Source organism: Cryobacterium sp. M15, assembly GCF_002929675.1.
In the GTDB taxonomy this organism is placed as follows: Bacteria; Actinomycetota; Actinomycetes; order Actinomycetales; family Microbacteriaceae; genus Cryobacterium; species Cryobacterium lyxosi.
Genome location: NZ_PJJW01000041.1, coordinates 325,466 through 343,312, shown reverse-complemented (window position 1 = coordinate 343,312; position 17,847 = coordinate 325,466). Strand labels below are relative to the sequence as shown.

The window sequence follows — 17,847 nt, the reverse complement described above, 5'->3', positions numbered from 1 at the left end:
GACGTACCTGCGGAATGCCCCTATCCGCAGGGCGGTCAGCGCGCTACGGTCACCAGCGAACTGTCCCGCGCATCGGAACAGCGAACCGTTCCTGCTGTGGAACGAGACCACCTCGCACCCTTATCGGATTGGACACCAACGTGAGTTCTTTCTTTAGGCGCACGATGTCTGCGCCGGATTCAGCGCTGAACCCGGCGCCGACATCCCGCACACGTCGCCGCGCCACAATTGCGGCCACCGTCACCGTCGCCCTGGTGGGCGCTTCAGTACTCGTCGGCGGTACCCTGCCCGCCGGCGCTGCCCCCGCTGCGACCGGCCTGTTCGGCAGCATCGCCGCTCCCGGCGGACAACGGATGGACTTCACCGCGGGACGCTACATCGTGACCCTCAGCAACCAGGCTGTCGCGCTGTACCAGGGTGGGATCAACGGTTTCTCGGCGACCATGCCGGATGCCGGAGCCAAGCTCGACGCGCAAAGCCGCTCGGCCGAGACCTACAAGGACTATCTCACCCGACTGCAGAGTGAGGTAGCAGCATCCGTCGACGCCACGGTGGCGTATTCCTACACGCTCGCGGTGAACGGATTCGCCGCTCAGCTGACCGGCAAACAGGCGGCAGCCCTCGCTATCAAGAAGAACGTGGTGTCGGTTGTGTCCGACGCCCTCCGTCACGTGACCGCCGAGTCATCGACCGACTTTTTGCGGCTGAGCGGGCCGACCGGACTGTGGTCCAAGCTGGGTGGATCGAGTGAGGCCGGCAAGGGCGTGGTGATCGGCGTGCTCGACACCGGCATCGCCCCGGAAAACCCCTCCTTTGCCGGCTCATCGCTCGGTACGACACCCGGCGATGAGCCGTGGCTCGATGGCGACACGATCACCATGAACAAAGCCGACGGGACCACCTTTACCGGCACCTGTCAGACGGGTGAACAGTTCACAGCGGATGCCTGCAGCACCAAGGTGATCGGCGCGCGTTACTTTCTCGACGGCTTCGGCGCCGGCCAGATCGGCGACGCGTCAACGGGTGAATATGTCTCCCCGCGCGATGGTGACGGTCACGGTTCGCACACCGCGAGCACCGCCGGCGGAAACGTCGACGTTGCCGCGAATCTGAACGGCGTCGACTTCGGTAACATTTCCGGTGTGGCTCCGGCCGCCAAGATCGCCGCCTACAAGGTGTGCTGGTCCGGCCCCGACAACTCGGTCACGACCGATGACGGATGCACGGACACCGATATTCTGCGTGCCATCGACCAGGCCATCTCCGACGGCGTCGACGTGATCAACTACTCGATCGGCGGCGGCCCGGCCCAGACTACGTTCTCACCCACCGGCCAGGCCTTCCTCGGGGCGGCGGCAGCTGGCATCTTCGTGGCCGCTTCTGCCGGCAATGCCGGACCCACGCCGTCGACCCTCGACAACGCATCACCGTGGATCACCACGGTCGCTGCGAGCACGATCCCGTCCTACGAGGCGACGGCCACTCTGGGTGACGGCTCGCAATACGTCGGTGCCTCGATCACCGTTGACCGCACGCCGGGAGCCACCGCGCTCTCCGGTGATCTCGTGCGCGCCGACCTCGTATCGGTGAACGGCTTCGACCCGGCCGACGCGCTGCTCTGCGCGCCGGATTCACTCGACCCGGTCAAGGTGGCCGGCGCAATTGTGTTCTGCCAGCGCGGCGTCTACGACCGAGTGGCCAAGTCGGCCGAGGTGCTTCGGGCCGGCGGCAGCGGAATGCTGCTGGTCAACCGCACACCGGCTGACGTGGACACCGATGAGCACTCGGTGCCGAGCGTCCACCTGGACGCGAACGCCTTCGATCCGGTCTTCGCGTACTCGGCAACAGATGGCGCAACGGTCACGTTCACTCCCGACAACAGCACCGCCATGCAGACTCCGGTGCCCCAGGTGGCCGGGTTCTCCTCTCGTGGACCGGTTACCGCCGACGGTGGCGACCTGCTCAAGCCCGATATCGCCGCGCCCGGTGTCAGCATCCTGGCCGACGGCGCCAACGCGGCCGGGGCCGACCCGACGTTCGAGTTTCTGTCGGGTACCTCCATGGCCAGCCCGCATATCGCCGGTCTCGCCGCGCTCATTCTGGGCTTTCGGCCGCTCGCGACTCCGTCCGAGATCAAATCAGTCATGATGACGACCGCGAAGGACACGGTCGACGCCAACGGTGACCGGGTGACCGATCCGTTCGCGCAGGGTGCTGGGCAGGTCAATCCCTCGTCCTTCGACTTTCCGGGCCTGGTCTACCAGAGCGGCCCGGCCGACTGGCTGGCCTACCTGCAGGGAATCGGATTCGATGCCGGCGTAGAGCCGATCGATGCGAGCAACCTGAACCTGCCGTCGATTCAGATCGGAGCGTTGACCGCGCCCGAGACGATCACCCGCACGGTCACCGCAGTGCGGGTCGGCACCTATACGGCCCTGCCGATCGTGATTCCCGGCATCAATGCTGTCGTTTCGCCGGCCGAGATGACGTTCGGCGCGGTCGGTGAGAAGCAGAGTTACACGGTGACGTTCACTCGAACGGATGCTCCGCTCGACGTGTACACGACCGGCGCGCTGGACTGGGGCTTCGGAGACGGTGGCTCGGGTGACCCGGGCGACTTCTTCGACGTCGTGCACAGCCCAATCGCCATTCGTCCGGTCACTGTCGTCGCCCCGACCGAGGTGGCTGGCGCCGGAGTGGACGGTACGGTCGACGTGACCGTGGCCCCAGGTGGTTCAGAGCCAGTGGCGCTGAACCTCGCCGGCCTCGCCAACGGGGTACATCAGAACAACGCCGACGACCCGTCCAGCCCGCACACCAATGTGGGCACGACCGGTGATCAGTTCACCTACGAGGTGGAGATTCAGGAAGGCCGGCTGGCCCGGTTCGATCTGAACGCCGTCGATGATTCAACCGACCTCGACCTGTTCGTGCTGTTGCTCGACGGCCCCGGTGGCGACCCGGTGGCCGGCTGGCAGTCGGCCACCGGGTCGGCCGACGAGCACGTCGACCTGAACGACCCCGAGGCCGGTTTCTACCAGGTGGTCGTTGACGTGTTCTCCGGTTCGACCGCGTTCGATGTGAACACCTTCTCGGTCTCGTCGGGGGAGCCCAGCAATGGATTCACAGCGACCCCGCCCGCGATCCAGGGACCGCAGGGCGTTCCGATCACGTATACGCTGAGCTGGGCCGGCCTCGTGCCGAACACGCCGTACCTCGGTGTGGTCGACTATGGCGACAGTGCTGCGTCGACGATCCTCACCGTGGCTGCCAGCCAGGGCGGCCAAACGGATGCCCCGGTGAACACGGTGGCGCCCATCGTGTCGGGTACGGCAGAGATCGGGTCGGTACTGACCGCTGACCCCGGCCAGTGGAACACCGAGGGCCTCGCCTTCGGCTACCAGTGGCAGAGCAACGGCGTCGACATCGCCCGTGCTGCCTCGGCGACCTTCACACCGACCAAGGCGCTCGCCGGAACCACATTGACCGTGGTGGTGACCGCCACGGTACCCGGCGGGCCGAGTGCCACGGCGACGTCGGCCGGGGTCGTCGTGAAGTATGCCGCGAAGGTAGCCCTGAGTATCAACCACCGGGCCGTCTTCTTCTCCAGCCGGGTCACGGTGTCCGTTACGGTCAGCAGCAAGGGTGCGGTCGGCGACATGGCGACCGTGACAGTCGATAAGCGCCGGTTCACGGTGGCGCTCGACGCAAATGGGCGCGGCAGCATCACGCTGCCGAAGCTCGGTCGTGGCCTGTACAAGGTCGTCGGGCACTACGCCGGCAACGACGTGGTCGCCGCCGCGACGAGCCCGGCGCGTTCCCTGCTGATCGTGCGGTAGTCCCGCCGCTTACCCGCACCCCGGGCCCCGTCCGTGGGCCCAGGTTAGAAACTGGGCCCGTGGTCAAAAGGTGGGCCCGGGCTCGGCACGGGGCGAGGTGCGGGGGCGAGGTGCGGGGGCGAGGTGCGGGGCAGCTTAGGCTGAAGGGATGCGAGTGGCGGAATGGATGCGGGGGCGACGCCGGGCATCCGCTGTACCCGAAGTAGGCCCAGGCAGCATGAGCTCGAAGCCTCGCTTGAATCGCGACGTGATCGTGCTCGGCGTCATCGCCTTCTTCGTGATGGTGGGGTTCGGCGTTGTCGTTCCGGTACTTCCGGTCTATGTGCAGAGTTTTGGGGTGGGCAATCTCGAGGTCGGGGCGGTCGTCTCGGCGTTCGCGCTTATGCGTTTCGTGTTCAGTCCGGTCTGTGGGCGCCTGATCGACTGGGCGGGGGAGCGCGCCGTGCTGGCAATCGGCATCGGAATCGTCGCCCTGTCCAGCGGGCTGGTCGGCGCTGCAGACAGCTACCTGCAACTGCTGCTGCTGCGCGGCGCGGGCGGTATCGGCTCCGCCATGTTCTCGGTGTCGGCGATGACGCTGTTGCTGCGCACGGCGGAACCGGGCCGACGGGCCCGCGCGATCGGCTTCTATCAGGGCGGATTTCTCATCGGCGGCATGGCCGGCCCGGCGATCGGCAGCCTGCTCGCCACGATCTCCCTGACGGCGCCCTTCTTCTTCTACGCTGGTACCCTCACCGTGGCTGGCCTGGTCGGGCTGTTTCTCTTGCGCTCGGGCGGGCGAAGCGGCGCGCTGGCCGGAGGCGACGCATCCGTCGTGCGCACGCCGTTTCGCACCGTGCTGCGCGATGAGCGGTTTCGCGCGGCCTGCATCGCCAACTTTGCCCAGGGCTGGACCTCGCTCGGGGTGCGCACGACACTCATTCCCCTGTTCGTCGTCGTGGTTCTCGGCGGAACGAGTTCGTGGACCGGAATCGCCCTCGCCGCCGCCGCCGTGGCCCAGGCCCTCGCCCTCGCTCCGGCCGCCCGCTTTGTCGACACCGTTGGGCGTAGACCGGCCATCATGGGGGCGTTCACTGTCGCCGGACTCGCGATTGTAGCGATCTCGTTCTCACCGAATATCTGGGTTCTCGGCGCCCTGCTCTGCGTCTACGGAGTTGCCGCCGCGTTCATGGGCACGGCGCCGGCCGCAGCCGTAGGCGATGCCGCCGGTGCGCACGGGGGCCGCCCGGTGTCGGTGTTCTCCATGTGCGCGGACGCCGGTGCGATCGTCGGTCCGCTCGTCGCGGGCCTGCTCGTTGACACCTTCTCGTTCTCGGCCGGGTTCGCGGTCGGCGGGATTTTCCTTGTCATCGCGGCCATCTATGCAGTGCGGATGCCGGTGGAACGGCGCGTCTGAGAATTTGGGAATGAAACCCGATATGCATGCGTTTGCATCAATATCGAACGTTTGATTTGCCAAGGAGAGGACCTCATGACCGTCCAGACCACCGGACTGCACCATGTCACCGCGATCGCGGGCGCCCCACAGAGCAACATCGACTTCTACGTAACCGGGCTCGGCCTGCGCCTCGTCAAGAAAACCGTGAACTTCGATGACCCGGGAACTTATCACCTCTACTACGGCGACGATTCCGGCCGACCCGGCTCACTGCTCACTTTCTTTCCCTGGACCGGTATTCAAAGCGGTCGCATCGGTGCCGGCCAATCGACCACGACCGCGTTCTCGGTTCCGGCCGGCAGCATCGGCTGGTGGAAGGACCACTTCGCCAAGCTTGGCGTGGAGTCCGACGTGACCGGGCGCTCCTCCCACGAGGAGCGGCTCTCACTGCGTGACCCGGACGGACTGCAGCTGGATCTGGTGGCGTCGTCGACGGTGGATCCGCGTAATCCCTGGGATTCCGCATCCGTTCCCGCCGAGTTCGCGGTGCGCGGGCAGCACTCCTCCGTGATCACCGTGGCCGACCCGGCGAAGACCGTGCAGGTGCTCACGGCCGACCTGGGCATGCATATCATCAGTGAAACGGCGGGCCGCATTCGCGTGGGCGCCGGCGATGGCGCGCCCGGCAACCTCGTCGACGTGCTGGCCGACCCCAGGAATGAGCCCGGTTTGACCGCCGGCGGCAGCGTGCACCACGTGGCCTTCCGGGTGCCTGACCGGGCCACCCAGGTCGAATGGCGTGAGCAGCTCGCGGACCGCGGCTACAGCGTGACCGCCATTCTCGACCGCCAGTACTTCACCTCGATCTACTTTCGCGAACCCGGTGGCGTACTGTTCGAAATCGCCACCGACACCCCCGGATTCGACATTGACGAGCCGCTCCTCGAGCTCGGCCGGTCGCTCAAGCTTCCGCCGTGGCTCGAGCCGAGCCGCGAGGCCATTGAGAATGCGGTCGTGCCGATCACTCTGCCGCCCGGGAACAACCCCGGGGCAGCGGATGCTGCGGCGCCGGTTTCGGCTGCCGCCTCGGTCACCGAATGAGCGTCGCGGCGCACACGTCGAGCGGACCGGCCGAATGAGCGCCGTGAACGAGACTGCGCCGTGAACGAGACTGCGCCGTGAACGAGACTGCGCAGTGGCCGCACCTGTTCCGGCCCGGTTCTGTCTCAGCGCCCGTGCTGCTGATGCTGCACGGTACCGGCGGCGATGAACAACAGGTCAGTGGTTTGGCCGCGGCGCTCGACCGAAACGCCGCCGTGCTCGCCCCGCGCGGTCGCGTGCAGGAGAACGGTATGAACCGCTGGTTCCGGCGCCTGTCAGAGGGTGTCTTCGACACCGACGACGTGGTTCGACGAGCCGATGAGCTGGCCGGATTTTTGGTCTGGGCGCGTGACCACTACGAATTGGGTGACCGCTCGCTGGTCGCCGTCGGATTCTCGAACGGCGCCAACATCGCACTTGCGACGGCGCTGTTACACCCCGAGGTGGTGCCGCGCGTGATCGCGTTCTCTGGCATGCATCCGCTCGACCGGGTTGCATCGAATGCAAAACCTGACGCGCGGGTCGCCGGGAACGAGCTGGCGGCATCCGCTCTGCTGCTACTGAACGGTCGTAGCGACCCGATGGCACCGCTGCCGAGCGTTCAGAAACTCGTGACGTTGCTCGAAGCGCGCGGCGCGCAGGTGCAGCAGGAGCTGCGCCCTGGCGGGCACGGCATTGCCGAAACGGATGTTGCCGCCGCGGTGGCGTGGCTGGGCGCCGTCTTGTAGCCTGCCGCAAGTGTGCGAAGTGCCCGTTCCCACGGGTACTTTTCGCGCCCGAACGGGCTAGCGGAGTTCTTTTCGACCCGAGATGACGCCGCTCACCGTGGCGACGACGGCGAAGACCACGGTGATGATGGGGAAGCCGAGGTCCCACCAGGCGATCGCGGCTGCGCCGAAGATGGCGATCTCGATGAAGGCCTTACCGAACGGGTCGAGTCGGAACACGGCCTTCGGGGACCGGAACAGGGCCCAGACCAGAATCGCGAAAGCTGGGGTCGCGAGGCCGAACAAGATGCCGGGCCAGGGGAGTGGCCAGGCGATGAAGCCCCAGAATCCGAGGCTGATGAAGGCGAAGAGTTCGAGCACGAACCGAAGCATGTCGTTGGGGCCGATTTTCGGGAGGCCGCGCGTATCTGTCACCCGTCAAGCTTAGCGATGCCCTCCGCCCCCGCGGCCCGGGCCCGGATCCTGGGCCCAGGATAGAAACTGGGCCCCGGGTCAGAAGGTGGGCCCGCGAATCCGCGCGGTTACTTGAAGATGATCGTGCGCGCCCCGTCGAGCAGTACCCGGTTCTCGGCAAACCACTTCACCGCCTGGGTCAGTGTGCGGCTCTCCTCGTCTTGTCCGATCGACACCAGCTCCGTCGGGGTGCGCGAATGATCGACCCGCACCACGTTCTGCTCGATGATCGGTCCCTCATCGAGGTCGCCGGTCACGAAGTGCGCCGTCGCCCCAATCAGCTTCACGCCGCGGGCGTGCGCCTGGCGGTACGGGTTGGCCCCCTTGAACCCCGGCAGGAACGAGTGGTGAATGTTGATCGCCCGACCGTTGAGCCGAGCGCATAGTTCGGGCGAGAGAATCTGCATGTAGCGGGCGAGCACGACGAGTTCGATATCGAGCTCGTCGACAGCGTCGATGACGCGGGCCTCGAAAGCGGCCTTGCTGGCGGTATCCGTTATCGGCAACGACTCGAACGGAACGCCGTAAAACCCGACCAGGTCGCGCAGCGTGCCGTGATTGCTCAGCACGAGCGGAATCTCGACCGGCAACTGCCCGCCACGCTGGCGAAACAGCAGGTCGTTCACGCAGTGGCCGGCCGACGAGGCGAGCACGAGTGTGCGCAGCGGACGCCCGACGACATCGATGATCGACGCCATCGCGTAGCGTTCGATCACGGGCGCGAGCGCCGCCTCGAGCTCGGGCCGGGTCGCCGGCGACTGCACCTGCAGCCGCATGAAAAAACGCCCGGTGTCATCACTGGAGAACTGCTGGCTCTCGGAGATATTGCCCTGCGCTTGCACGATCGCGCCGCTGACCGCGTGAACGATTCCGGGCTGGTCGGCACAGACCAGCGTGATAACCCAGTGATGTGGGGTGGAAGAAGTCATTACCTCAGAATACCGGGCGGTCGAGCGGATGCCGTGGTCCGACAAGTCTGCCGATCACCTCGTGTGGGTAGACTACCCGGTGGTCGTCCTGAACAAGGCGGCCCCGGGCGCGCACGTCGGCGCGCAGTCGAGTGGTTTTGACGTCGGTGTGCATGGTCCCACCGGTCGGCTTCGACTCTCAGCATGAATGCAGACATGACCAATACAGCCAATATTTTTCTGCCCACCGGGTCGATCCCCGTCGTGCCTCCCGCCCGCACCCACGCGAGTGAACCTCCGTTTCCCTGGGTCGGATTGATCACCCTGTCGGCTGCCGTATTTCTTTCAGTCACGAGCGAAATGTTACCGACGGGCCTGCTCCCCGAAATGAGCGGCAGTCTGGGCGTCGCCCAGTCGCAAATCGGGCTTCTGGTCTCGTGGTTCGCCTTCACGGTCGTGCTCACGAGCGCCCCGGTCGCAATTTGGACCCGCCGCTTTCCGCGCCACGGCCTGATCATCGTTGTGCTCATCATCTTCGCGGTGAGCAATATCCTCACCGCCATCGCTCCGACCTACGAGTTCGTCGTTGCCGCCCGAGTGCTCGGCGGCGTCGCGCACGGCTTGTTCTGGTCGGTTGTCGGCGCCTACGCTGCCCACCTCGTGCCGAAGGCGCAGATCGGTCGCGCGGTTTCCATCACGGTCGCGGGCGGCACTCTCGCCTTCGTCTTCGGGGTTCCGCTCGGCACTGCGGGCGGGCATCTGCTCGGCTGGCGGCTCTCTTTCGTCGTGCTCGCCGCCCTGATGCTCGTCGGTGCGGTACTGGTCTGGAAGTTTCTGCCGCCGGTGGCGCGGCACTCTACGGGCGCATCGGCATCCGCTGACCCGACCAAATCGGCAACGAAAAACCGTCGGGACGCGACTGTACCGGCGGTGGTGTTGATCTGCAGCATCACCGGCATCACGATGATCGGCCACTACAGTTTCTACACGTACATCACGCCGTTCCTGCTCGATGGGCTCGGCGTCGACCCCGTTCTTCTGGCCCCGCTGCTCTTCGCCTATGGCGTGGCTGGTGCTGTCGGATTGCTGCTCGTCGGCACGGTTTTCGGTTCCCGACCGAGCCTCGGCCTGGTTCTGGGCCTCGCCGCGAGCGCCGTCAGCGTGAGCCTGCTCGCCCTGTTCACGGCGACCCTGCCCGTCGCGATCGCCGCGTTCGTGCTCTGGGGCATGGTGTTCGGCATGCTGCCCCCGCTCATGCAAACGCGGATGCTGCACGCCGCGTCGCCGCATATCCGCGATACCGCAAGTGCCTTCTACACCACCGCGTTCAACGCTGGTATCGGCGGCGGCGCACTGCTCGGCGCCGTGCTGATTGACAGCGTCGGGCTCGAAACGGTGCCGATCGTCTATGTCGGGGTGCTGGTCGTGGCGCTGGTGCTCGTGATCATTACCGACCGCATGGCGACCCGCCGCAGCAGCTGAACGCCGCAGCGACCAAACGCCGAGCAGCGCGATGCTCAGGGAAGGCGGATGGCTAGTGGCGGGGTCGGTCGGACAACGGACGGTTGGCGACGACCGGCACGTGGCCGGTGAAGCCCTCGCGGGCCGCTGCGATCTCGAGAATGCGGCCGCGGCAGGCATACCAGCCGATCATCAGTCCCGGAATGATGAGCACGAGTGAACTGATCGTGAGCGTGCCGACCGGCCAGTCGAATGCCATCAATACGAGCACCCCGACCAGGAACACGAGCGTCACGTAGCCGGAGTATGGCGCCCACGGCATGCGGAACACCGGGCGCACCAGAATGCCCCGTTTTGCCCAGGCTTGCAGTCGAAGCTGGCACAGCACGATCATGCCCCAAGCGCTCACGATGCCGATCGCAGCCATGTTGAGCACGATCTCGAATGCATTGTCGGGCACGATGGCGTTGAGTCCGACGCCGAGCAGCGTTACGGCACCGGTCAGCAGGATGCCGCCGAACGGCACCCCGTTGCGGCTGATCTTGCCCGCGAAGCGCGGCGCTGAACCGGCGAGCGACATCGACCGGAGTATGCGTCCAGTGGAATATAAGCCAGCATTGAGCGAGGACAACGCCGCTGTGAGCACGACAAGGTTCATGATCACGTCGACGCCATCGACCCCGATCGTGGCAAAAAAAGTGACGAACGGGCTCTCGCCGGCCTTGTAGGCCGTGTACGGCAAGAGCAGTGAGAGCAGCAGGATCGAGCCCACGTAGAACACCGCGATGCGAATGATGACCGTATTGATCGCCTTCGGCATCACCTTCTCGGGGTTCTTCGTCTCGCCCGCTGTCGTGCCGACCAGCTCGATCGAAGCGTAGGCAAAGACGACGCCCTGTACGACCAAAACGGATGCGATCAGCCCGTTGGGCAGCCAGCCCCCGTTTTCCCCGATCAGCGCAAACCCAGCCGTGGCGCCGTCCAGCGGCGTGCCGAAAATCACCATCCAGGTTCCCACGATCAGGAACGCCACGATCGCGAGCACCTTGATGAGCGCGAACCAGAATTCCATCTCCCCGAACACCTTGACCGAGAGGAGGTTGAGGAACATGACCAGGCTGAGAGCCGCGAGGGCATACAGCCACTGCGGCACCGAACCGAACGGTGCCCAGTAGGTGGCGAAGAAGTTCATATACAGCGCAACCGCTGTCACATCGACGATGGCTGTCATGGCCCAGTTCAGCCAGTACAGCCAGCCGGTCACGAAAGCCGTCTTCTCGCCGAAGAACTCGCGTGCGTATGACACGAAGGAGCCGGAACTCGGACGGTGCAGCACCAGTTCACCGAGCGCCCGCAGAATGAGAAAGGCGAAGAAGCCGCAGATTGCATAAATGACGACCAGGGCGGGACCGGCGCTGGCCAGGCGTCCGCCAGCACCGAGGAACAACCCGGTACCGATCGCTCCACCGATCGCAATCATCTGTACGTGGCGAGACTTCAGTCCCTTATGCAGCGCGTCATCTTCGTGCACGCTCAGGGCGTCTTCGATGTGCTCGAAGGGGGTCTCTCCGGGCGGATTTGCGTGGTCGTGGTGTCCGTGCGGCTCAGAAGGAGAGGCACCCGGTGCGGGGGTGGAGGAAGGCTTCTGGCCGTGGGTGGGGCTCACAACGGTGCTCGATTTCGTTGGCCGGACGCTCACGAGCACCTTCTTCAGAACGAAAACAGTGCGTTCGAAGAAACGGTCGAGAGTGTCGCGGAAAGTGGCCGGAAACGGTCAGTTCGCGCGCATCTAGCGGCGAGCGACGTCGGCCGGGTGGATAACGTAACCCTACCCCGCGGTCCGATGTGCCCGGCCGCGAGATGCGCCGGAAGTGCATTTCCCGGTCCGGGGCGCCGGTCGGCGGGTAGAATTGGGGATCACGCCCTGACCTGACAAGCCTGACCAGACAAACCCGCCCTGACCAGCCCGACCTGACCAGCCCGACCTGACCAGCCTGGAGGACGCATGGTTCCATTCCTCCTCGCGTTTATCGTCTTGTCGGTACTGACGCCCGGGCTCACCCGGTATCTGGGTACCCGCGTCTTCTACCTGATCGCCCTGCTGCCGGCCGGCGCCTTTGCCTACACGCTCACCCAGACGGCCACGGTCACCGCGGGTGGGGCCGTCACCCAGTCGATCCCGTGGATTCCGCAGCTCGGCATCAGCCTCTCCTTTCGGGTCGACACCCTGGCCTGGTTGCTCGCCCTCGTCGTCACCGGGATCGGCGCCCTCGTACTGGTCTACTGCGCCCGCTACTTCACCGATCAAGAACCCAGCCTCGGTCGTTTCGCCGCGCTGCTGCTCGCCTTCGCGGGCACCATGTACGGGCTGGTCACCGCAGACGACCTGCTGATCATGTTCATGTTCTGGGAGATCACGAGCGTGCTCTCCTACCTGCTGATCGGGCATTACACGCACAAACGCGAGAGTCGCGGCGCCGCCCTGCAGGCCCTGATCGTGACAACCTTCGGCGGCCTGGTGATGCTGGTCGGCGTCGTGATGATCTCGGTCGCTTCCGGTACGACGAGCCTCGCCTACATCGTGGCGAACCCGGTGACCACCCAGATGGGCACCTGGGCGATTCTGCTCATTTTGGTCGGGGCGCTTTCCAAGAGTGCCCTCGTGCCGTTCCACTTCTGGCTGCCCGCCGCGATGGCCGCGCCGACCCCGGTCAGCGCCTACCTGCACGCCGCCGCCATGGTCAAGGCCGGCATCTACATCGTCGCCCGTCTCGCCCCCGGGTATGCCGACAGCGACGGCTGGCTGCCGGTGCTCGTCACCTTCGGCGTCTGGACCATGATCGTCGGGGCCTGGCGGGCGCTGCGCCAGTATGACCTCAAGCTGCTGCTGGCCTACGGCACGGTCAGCCAGCTCGGCTTTCTCATGATCGCGATCGGGTTCAACACCCGCGACACCGCGCTCGCCGGCGCCGCTCTGCTGCTGGCGCACGCCTTGTACAAAGCCACACTCTTTCTCGTGGTCGGGGTCATCGACCACCGGGCAGGCACCCGCGACTGGCGCAAACTCAGCGGCGTCGGTCGCAGCGCCCCGGCGCTGGCCGTCATCGCGTTCGTGGCGGTCGCGTCGATGGCAGGCCTGCCGCCGCTCTTGGGTTTCGTCGCCAAGGAAGCCGTGTTCACCTCACTACTCGACGCCGGTGTCGGCGGTTCCGGCTGGGGTTATGCGGCGCTGATCGGCACGGCCGTTGGATCCGTTCTCACCGTGGCCTATAGCATCCGCTTCTTCTGGGGCGCTTTCAAAACGCGCAAGAAGCAGCCGGCCACAGTGCTGCGCGCGAGTCCGTGGGACACGCTACTCGCCCCCGGTGTGCTCACGGTGGCGACCATCGGCCTTGGTCTGTTCGCCTCGGTGCTCGACCCGTTGCTCACGCCCTACGCTGACACGGTGCCGGGCGTCGGCAGCCTGACCGAACCGCCGTATCACCTCGCGCTCTGGCATGGGCTGGAACCGGCACTGTACCTGAGCGCGGTTGTCCTGCTGCTCGGAGCTCTCATGTTCCGCGCTCGCCGCAAAGTATTGCGACTGCAGGCCAAGGTGCCCGACGTTATCGATGCCGGCCGCGGCTACGGCAAAGCCATTCGCGGTGTCGACCATCTTGCAGCCCGGGTCACTCATTTTGCCCAGCGTGGCGGGCTCCCGCAATACCTGGGCACCATCCTCACCGTTTTCGTGCTCGCCCTCGGCTTTGCAGCCTTCGTCAACCGCACCTGGCCGGACACAATCGTGTGGTGGGACTACCCCGGCCAGGTGCTTATTGCACTGATCATGGCCATCTGCGCGGTCATGGCAGCGCGGGTCGGGCAGCGGATGACCGCGGTCATCCTTGCCGGTGTCACCGGTTACGGCCTCGTCGCCCTGTTCGCTTTTCACGGCGCGCCCGACCTCGCCCTCACCCAGGCCTTGGTGGAATCGATCACCCTCGTGATTTTCGTGCTGGTACTGCGCCGCCTGCCCGCAAACATCGCCCAGCACAACAAACCGGTGCGCCCCAAACGCCGCCTGCTGATCGGCAGCCTTGTGGGCCTGGTCATGGGAACGATCGGCTTCATCGCGCTCGGCGCCCGCCAGTTCGACAGCATCGCCGGCGCCCTGCCCCGATTGTCGGTCGAAGAGGGTCACGGCGACAACATCGTCAACGTGATGCTCGTCGACATACGCGCCTGGGACACCATGGGCGAGGTATCGGTGCTCATCGTCGTGGCGACCGGCGTCGCGAGCCTGCTGTTCGTCTCGGGTCGCAATGCGGTCGTGCCGCGACTGAAGGAATCCCGCCGCCTGCGCTCGGCGGCCAACCGCCGTCGAGTCGTCGCCGACCCCGAACTCTCGAGCGAGGGCCACGCCGTCACCCGGCAGGCTTTCCTACTCGCCGGGCGTAAAAATGATCCGCGCAGCCGGTCGATTCTCATCGAAGTGCTCGTGCGGCTGCTCTTCCACCCCGCAATGATCGTGTCGATCTACCTGCTCTTCGCCGGCCACGACCTGCCCGGCGGCGGATTCGCCGGGGGACTGCTGGCGGGCCTGGCGCTCGTGGCCCGGTATCTCGCCGGCGGACGCTACGAGCTCAGCGAAGCGGCCCCGATCGACCCGGGCAAGCTTCTCGGCTTCGGCGTCATCCTCGCCGTGGGGATGGCCGTCGTCTCGCTGTTCTTCGACGGCCTGCCGCTTGAATCGGCTTACTTCACGGCGACCGTGCCCGTGCTCGGCGACCTGTCGTTTGGCACCTCGACCATCTTCGACATCGGTGTCTACCTCGTCGTCATCGGCCTGACCTACGACATTCTGCGCAGCCTCGGCAGCGAGATTGATCGGCAGAGTGACAATGACGAGATCGGGCCGCCGCCGGACACCGCTCCCGAGGGCGCATCCACGACAACTCCCGAGCAGGTCACCCGATGAGCGCCTCCCTGACCCTCGTCATCGTGATGGCCGTCATGTACGCGGCCGGCGTCTACGTGATGCTTGAACGCAGCCTCACCCGGGTTCTGATCGGCTTTCTGCTGGTCGGCAACGCCACCAATCTACTCATCTTCATCATGAGCGGCCGGCCGGGCAGCGCGCCGATTGTCACCGGTGCGAGCGTCGAAGATATGGTCGACCCGATTCCGCAGGTGCTCATGCTCACCGCGATCGTGATCAACTTCGGCATCACTGCACTGCTGCTCGCCCTCATCTACCGGTCGTGGTGGCTGGCCCAGCTCGGCGACGAGGGCGACACCCTCACCGACGAACACGCCACCGAGAGTGGCGACGATGCCGACGCCACGTTCCGTTCTTCCTCTGATGACGACGACGCGGTCGCCGAGTCGATCGACGAGTTTGAGCGCGGTGACGGCGCGACGAGCGACGAAGACATCGTCTCCACCAAAACGGATGCTGCCGGCGGGGCCGCCGCATCCGCTTCCAACCGGGGGGACACGCGGTGACCGCGCTCGTTCCCCTCATCGTCTGCCTGCCGCTGCTCGGAGCGGCCGTAGCGCTGATGCTCGGCCGGCGCCGCCGCCTCCAGGTGCTGGTCAGCGTGCTGAGCCTCACCGCCGCCACGGTGATGAGCGCCGTGCTGCTCGTGTTGGTCGACCGGTTCGGCCCGGCCGTGGTGCAGGTCGGCGGTTGGGAGGCACCGTGGGGCATCGTGCTCGTCGTCGATCGGCTCTCGGCGCTCATGCTGCTCATCTCGGCGCTCATGCTGCTCGGCGTGCTGGTGTTTGCGGTGGGCCAGGGCATCATCGACGGTGACACCGAGACTCCGGTCTCGATCTTTCACCCCACCTATCTCGTGCTCGCCGCCGGATTGTTCAACGCCTTCGTCGCCGGCGACCTGTTCTCGATGTACGTCGGTTTTGAGATGCTGCTCTCGGCCAGTTATGTGCTGCTGACCCTCGGCGGCACCGGCGCGCGCATTCGGGTGGGCATCACCTATATCGTCGTGAGCCTGGTGTCGTCCATGCTCTTTCTCAGCGCGATCGCCCTGATCTACGGCGCCACCGGCACTGTCACCCTCGCCTTGATCGCCGAGCGGATGCCCGACCTCCCCGCCGACATCCGGCTGATTCTGGGGCTGTTGTTGCTGGTCGCCTTCGGGGTGAAGGCGGCCGTATTCCCGATGTCATTCTGGCTGCCGGACTCCTACCCGACGGCGCCGGCTCCGGTCACCGCGGTGTTCGCCGGGCTGCTTACCAAGGTCGGTGTCTACGCGATCCTGCGCACCCAGACCTTGTTCTTTCCCGACAACCAGTTCTCGATGCCGCTCATGATCGTCGCCGCGCTGACCCTGCTCGTGGGCATTCTTGGTGCGCTCGCCCAGGCCGACATCAAACGACTGCTCTCGTTCACCCTGGTCAGCCACATCGGCTTCATGCTGTTCGGTATCGCGATTGGCACTCCGCTGGCTATTGCCGCGACCATCTTCTACGTTGTGCACCACATCGTTGTGCAGACGACGTTGTTTCTCACCACGGGGCTGATCGACCGTGTCGGTGGCACCACGTCGCTCTCGCGCCTCGGCGGGCTGCTGCGGTCGTCGCCGCTCGTGGCCATCCTGTTCTTCCTGGGTGCCCTCAACCTCGGAGGGATCCCGCCGTTCTCGGGCTTTCTCGGCAAGATCGCTTTGTTTCAGGCCGGCACGATCGTGGGCGACCCGATCATCTTCGTGCTGATCGGAGTCGGGGCGCTCACCTCGCTGCTCACCCTGTATGCCCTGGCCCGGGCCTGGAACATGGCGTTCTGGCGGCCGAAACAGCAGGTCACGGATTCCCCCTCGTCAATGTCGGTGTCGCTCGCGGAAGACCCGCACGACGAGGGAATCGTGGTGAAGAAGACGATCTCCCCGCTCATGATCGGGGCGACCACCTCCATGCTCGTGTTGACCCTGGCTCTCACGGTGTTCGCCGGGCCCATCTTCGACTTCACCACTCGGGCAGCCGCCAATATCAGCTCGCCGTCGACGTATATCGACGCCGTGTTTCCCAGCGGCACCGGTTCTATTGCCGAGAGTAACGTGGGCACCAACTTCGAAGGTGGCGCGAAGTGACCACACCGCGTGAACGCCTCGAGGCCGTGGGCAACCAGATTCCGCCGCTGATCGCCCTGATCGTGCTGTGGATGCTGCTGTGGGGCGAGTTCTCCTGGCTCAACCTGCTGGTCGCTTTCGTCGTGGGCATCGTGGTGACCGTGGCGTTCTACCTGGTGCCGGTGCAACTGAGCGGTCGGGTACATCCGCTGCACGCCGTCGTGTTCTTCGTGCGCCTCATTCTGGATATCGTTCGGGCGTCGATCGACGTGGCCTGGCTGGCGATCAAGCCGAAGCTGGTCTCGAGCAACGCAATCCTGGCGATTCGCCTGCACACCCGCAGTGACCTCATTCTCACCTGGACCGCCGTCGCCACGTCGATCGTGCCCGGCTCGATCGTGGTGGACATCGACCGGGAATCTTCTATTTTGTATCTGCACGTGCTCGACATGCACAGCGCCGCTGACATCGAGAGTTTTCGTCGGCAGGTACTCGACACCGAGCAGCGTATTGTGCGCGGGTTCGGCTCACGCGAAGACGTCGAGCGGATGCGCGGGGTGCCGCCCGCCAACCGTCGCACCGCTCGCAGCGTCGACCAGAATGAACAGGGACCATTATGATTCTGCAGATTGTGGCCGTGGTCGCTTCGATCATGTTCGGGATCGCGGCGCTTTTCTCGGTGTATCGCATCGTCGTCGGCCCGAGCGTGCTTGACCGGGTCATCGCCTCCGATGTGCTGGTCGCGACGGTCATCTGCGCCCTCGGCGCGGAGATGGCATTGAACCGGCACACCGACAACCTGCCGGTGTTGCTCGTACTGGCCCTGTTCGCGGTCCTCGGGTCGCTGAGCGTCGCCCGCTTTCTGCCCGGCCGGGACAGCGCATGAGCGCCCCACTGTTTTGCCGGCTGGCG

Annotated in this window: 14 protein-coding genes; 10 read left to right on the top strand and 4 right to left on the bottom strand. The window is 65.6% G+C overall.

Annotation, left to right across the window (positions count from 1 at the left end):
- The first annotated feature begins 164 nt into the window (after positions 1–164).
- The 4 genes from CXY83_RS16545 (at position 165) to CXY83_RS16530 (ending at position 7,046) form a co-directional block, all read left to right on the top strand.
- On the top strand, positions 165–3,839 hold the full coding sequence (locus CXY83_RS16545; protein WP_104198391.1) for a S8 family serine peptidase: 3,675 nt from the start codon (positions 165–167) through the stop codon (positions 3,837–3,839).
- A 217-nt stretch (positions 3,840–4,056) separates the two neighbouring features.
- The gene (locus CXY83_RS16540; RefSeq protein ID WP_104198390.1) at positions 4,057–5,235 is read left to right on the top strand and encodes an MFS transporter; all 1,179 of its coding nucleotides are present in this window, start codon (positions 4,057–4,059) and stop codon (positions 5,233–5,235) included.
- Between the two features lie 75 nt (positions 5,236–5,310).
- The gene (locus tag CXY83_RS16535) at positions 5,311–6,318 is read left to right on the top strand and encodes a ring-cleaving dioxygenase (protein ID WP_104198389.1); all 1,008 of its coding nucleotides are present in this window, start codon (positions 5,311–5,313) and stop codon (positions 6,316–6,318) included.
- A gap of 77 nt (positions 6,319–6,395) precedes the next feature.
- Positions 6,396–7,046: an alpha/beta hydrolase gene (locus CXY83_RS16530; RefSeq protein ID WP_233201025.1), complete on the top strand. Its 651-nt coding sequence runs from the start codon at positions 6,396–6,398 to the stop codon at positions 7,044–7,046.
- 57 nt (positions 7,047–7,103) lie between these two features.
- Here CXY83_RS16530 and CXY83_RS16525 read toward each other — a convergent pair whose 3' ends face one another.
- The 3 genes from CXY83_RS16525 to CXY83_RS17720 all read right to left on the bottom strand — a co-directional run bounded on the left by CXY83_RS16525 (position 7,104) and on the right by CXY83_RS17720 (position 8,582).
- Positions 7,104–7,460, bottom strand: a complete 357-nt coding sequence (locus CXY83_RS16525) for a YrdB family protein (protein WP_233193333.1) — start codon at positions 7,458–7,460, stop codon at positions 7,104–7,106.
- Positions 7,461–7,567: 107 nt separating this feature from the next.
- Positions 7,568–8,428: a formyltetrahydrofolate deformylase gene (gene purU, locus CXY83_RS16520; RefSeq protein WP_104198388.1), complete on the bottom strand. Its 861-nt coding sequence runs from the start codon at positions 8,426–8,428 to the stop codon at positions 7,568–7,570.
- 4 nt (positions 8,429–8,432) lie between these two features.
- Positions 8,433–8,582, bottom strand: coding sequence for a hypothetical protein (locus tag CXY83_RS17720; protein ID WP_158251915.1), 150 nt, complete (start codon positions 8,580–8,582; stop codon positions 8,433–8,435).
- A 41-nt stretch (positions 8,583–8,623) separates the two neighbouring features.
- Here CXY83_RS17720 and CXY83_RS16515 point away from each other — a divergent pair, with 41 nt between their 5' ends.
- Positions 8,624–9,889: an MFS transporter gene (locus CXY83_RS16515; protein ID WP_104198387.1), complete on the top strand. Its 1,266-nt coding sequence runs from the start codon at positions 8,624–8,626 to the stop codon at positions 9,887–9,889.
- Positions 9,890–9,941: 52 nt separating this feature from the next.
- On the opposite strand, the gene CXY83_RS16510 is transcribed toward CXY83_RS16515, so the two are convergent.
- Positions 9,942–11,417: an amino acid permease gene (locus tag CXY83_RS16510; RefSeq protein WP_233201038.1), complete on the bottom strand. Its 1,476-nt coding sequence runs from the start codon at positions 11,415–11,417 to the stop codon at positions 9,942–9,944.
- Between the two features lie 456 nt (positions 11,418–11,873).
- Here CXY83_RS16510 and CXY83_RS16505 point away from each other — a divergent pair, with 456 nt between their 5' ends.
- From CXY83_RS16505 to CXY83_RS16485, 5 genes are read left to right on the top strand one after another with little or no spacing between them, the layout of a single operon-like run.
- Entirely contained in the window at positions 11,874–14,825 is a 2,952-nt protein-coding gene (locus CXY83_RS16505; protein ID WP_104198386.1) for a Na+/H+ antiporter subunit A, read from the top strand.
- On the top strand, positions 14,822–15,352 hold the full coding sequence (locus CXY83_RS16500) for a sodium:proton antiporter (protein ID WP_104198385.1): 531 nt from the start codon (positions 14,822–14,824) through the stop codon (positions 15,350–15,352). The genes CXY83_RS16505 and CXY83_RS16500 overlap by 4 nt, the downstream gene beginning before the upstream one ends.
- Entirely contained in the window at positions 15,349–16,956 is a 1,608-nt protein-coding gene (locus tag CXY83_RS16495; RefSeq protein ID WP_104198384.1) for a Na+/H+ antiporter subunit D, read from the top strand. The genes CXY83_RS16500 and CXY83_RS16495 overlap by 4 nt, the downstream gene beginning before the upstream one ends.
- Complete coding sequence (locus CXY83_RS16490; RefSeq protein ID WP_104198383.1) at positions 16,953–17,555, top strand: Na+/H+ antiporter subunit E; 603 nt, start codon at positions 16,953–16,955, stop codon at positions 17,553–17,555. The genes CXY83_RS16495 and CXY83_RS16490 overlap by 4 nt, the downstream gene beginning before the upstream one ends.
- Entirely contained in the window at positions 17,552–17,821 is a 270-nt protein-coding gene (locus CXY83_RS16485; protein WP_199184030.1) for a monovalent cation/H+ antiporter complex subunit F, read from the top strand. The genes CXY83_RS16490 and CXY83_RS16485 overlap by 4 nt, the downstream gene beginning before the upstream one ends.
- Positions 17,822–17,847: the final 26 nt, after the last annotated feature.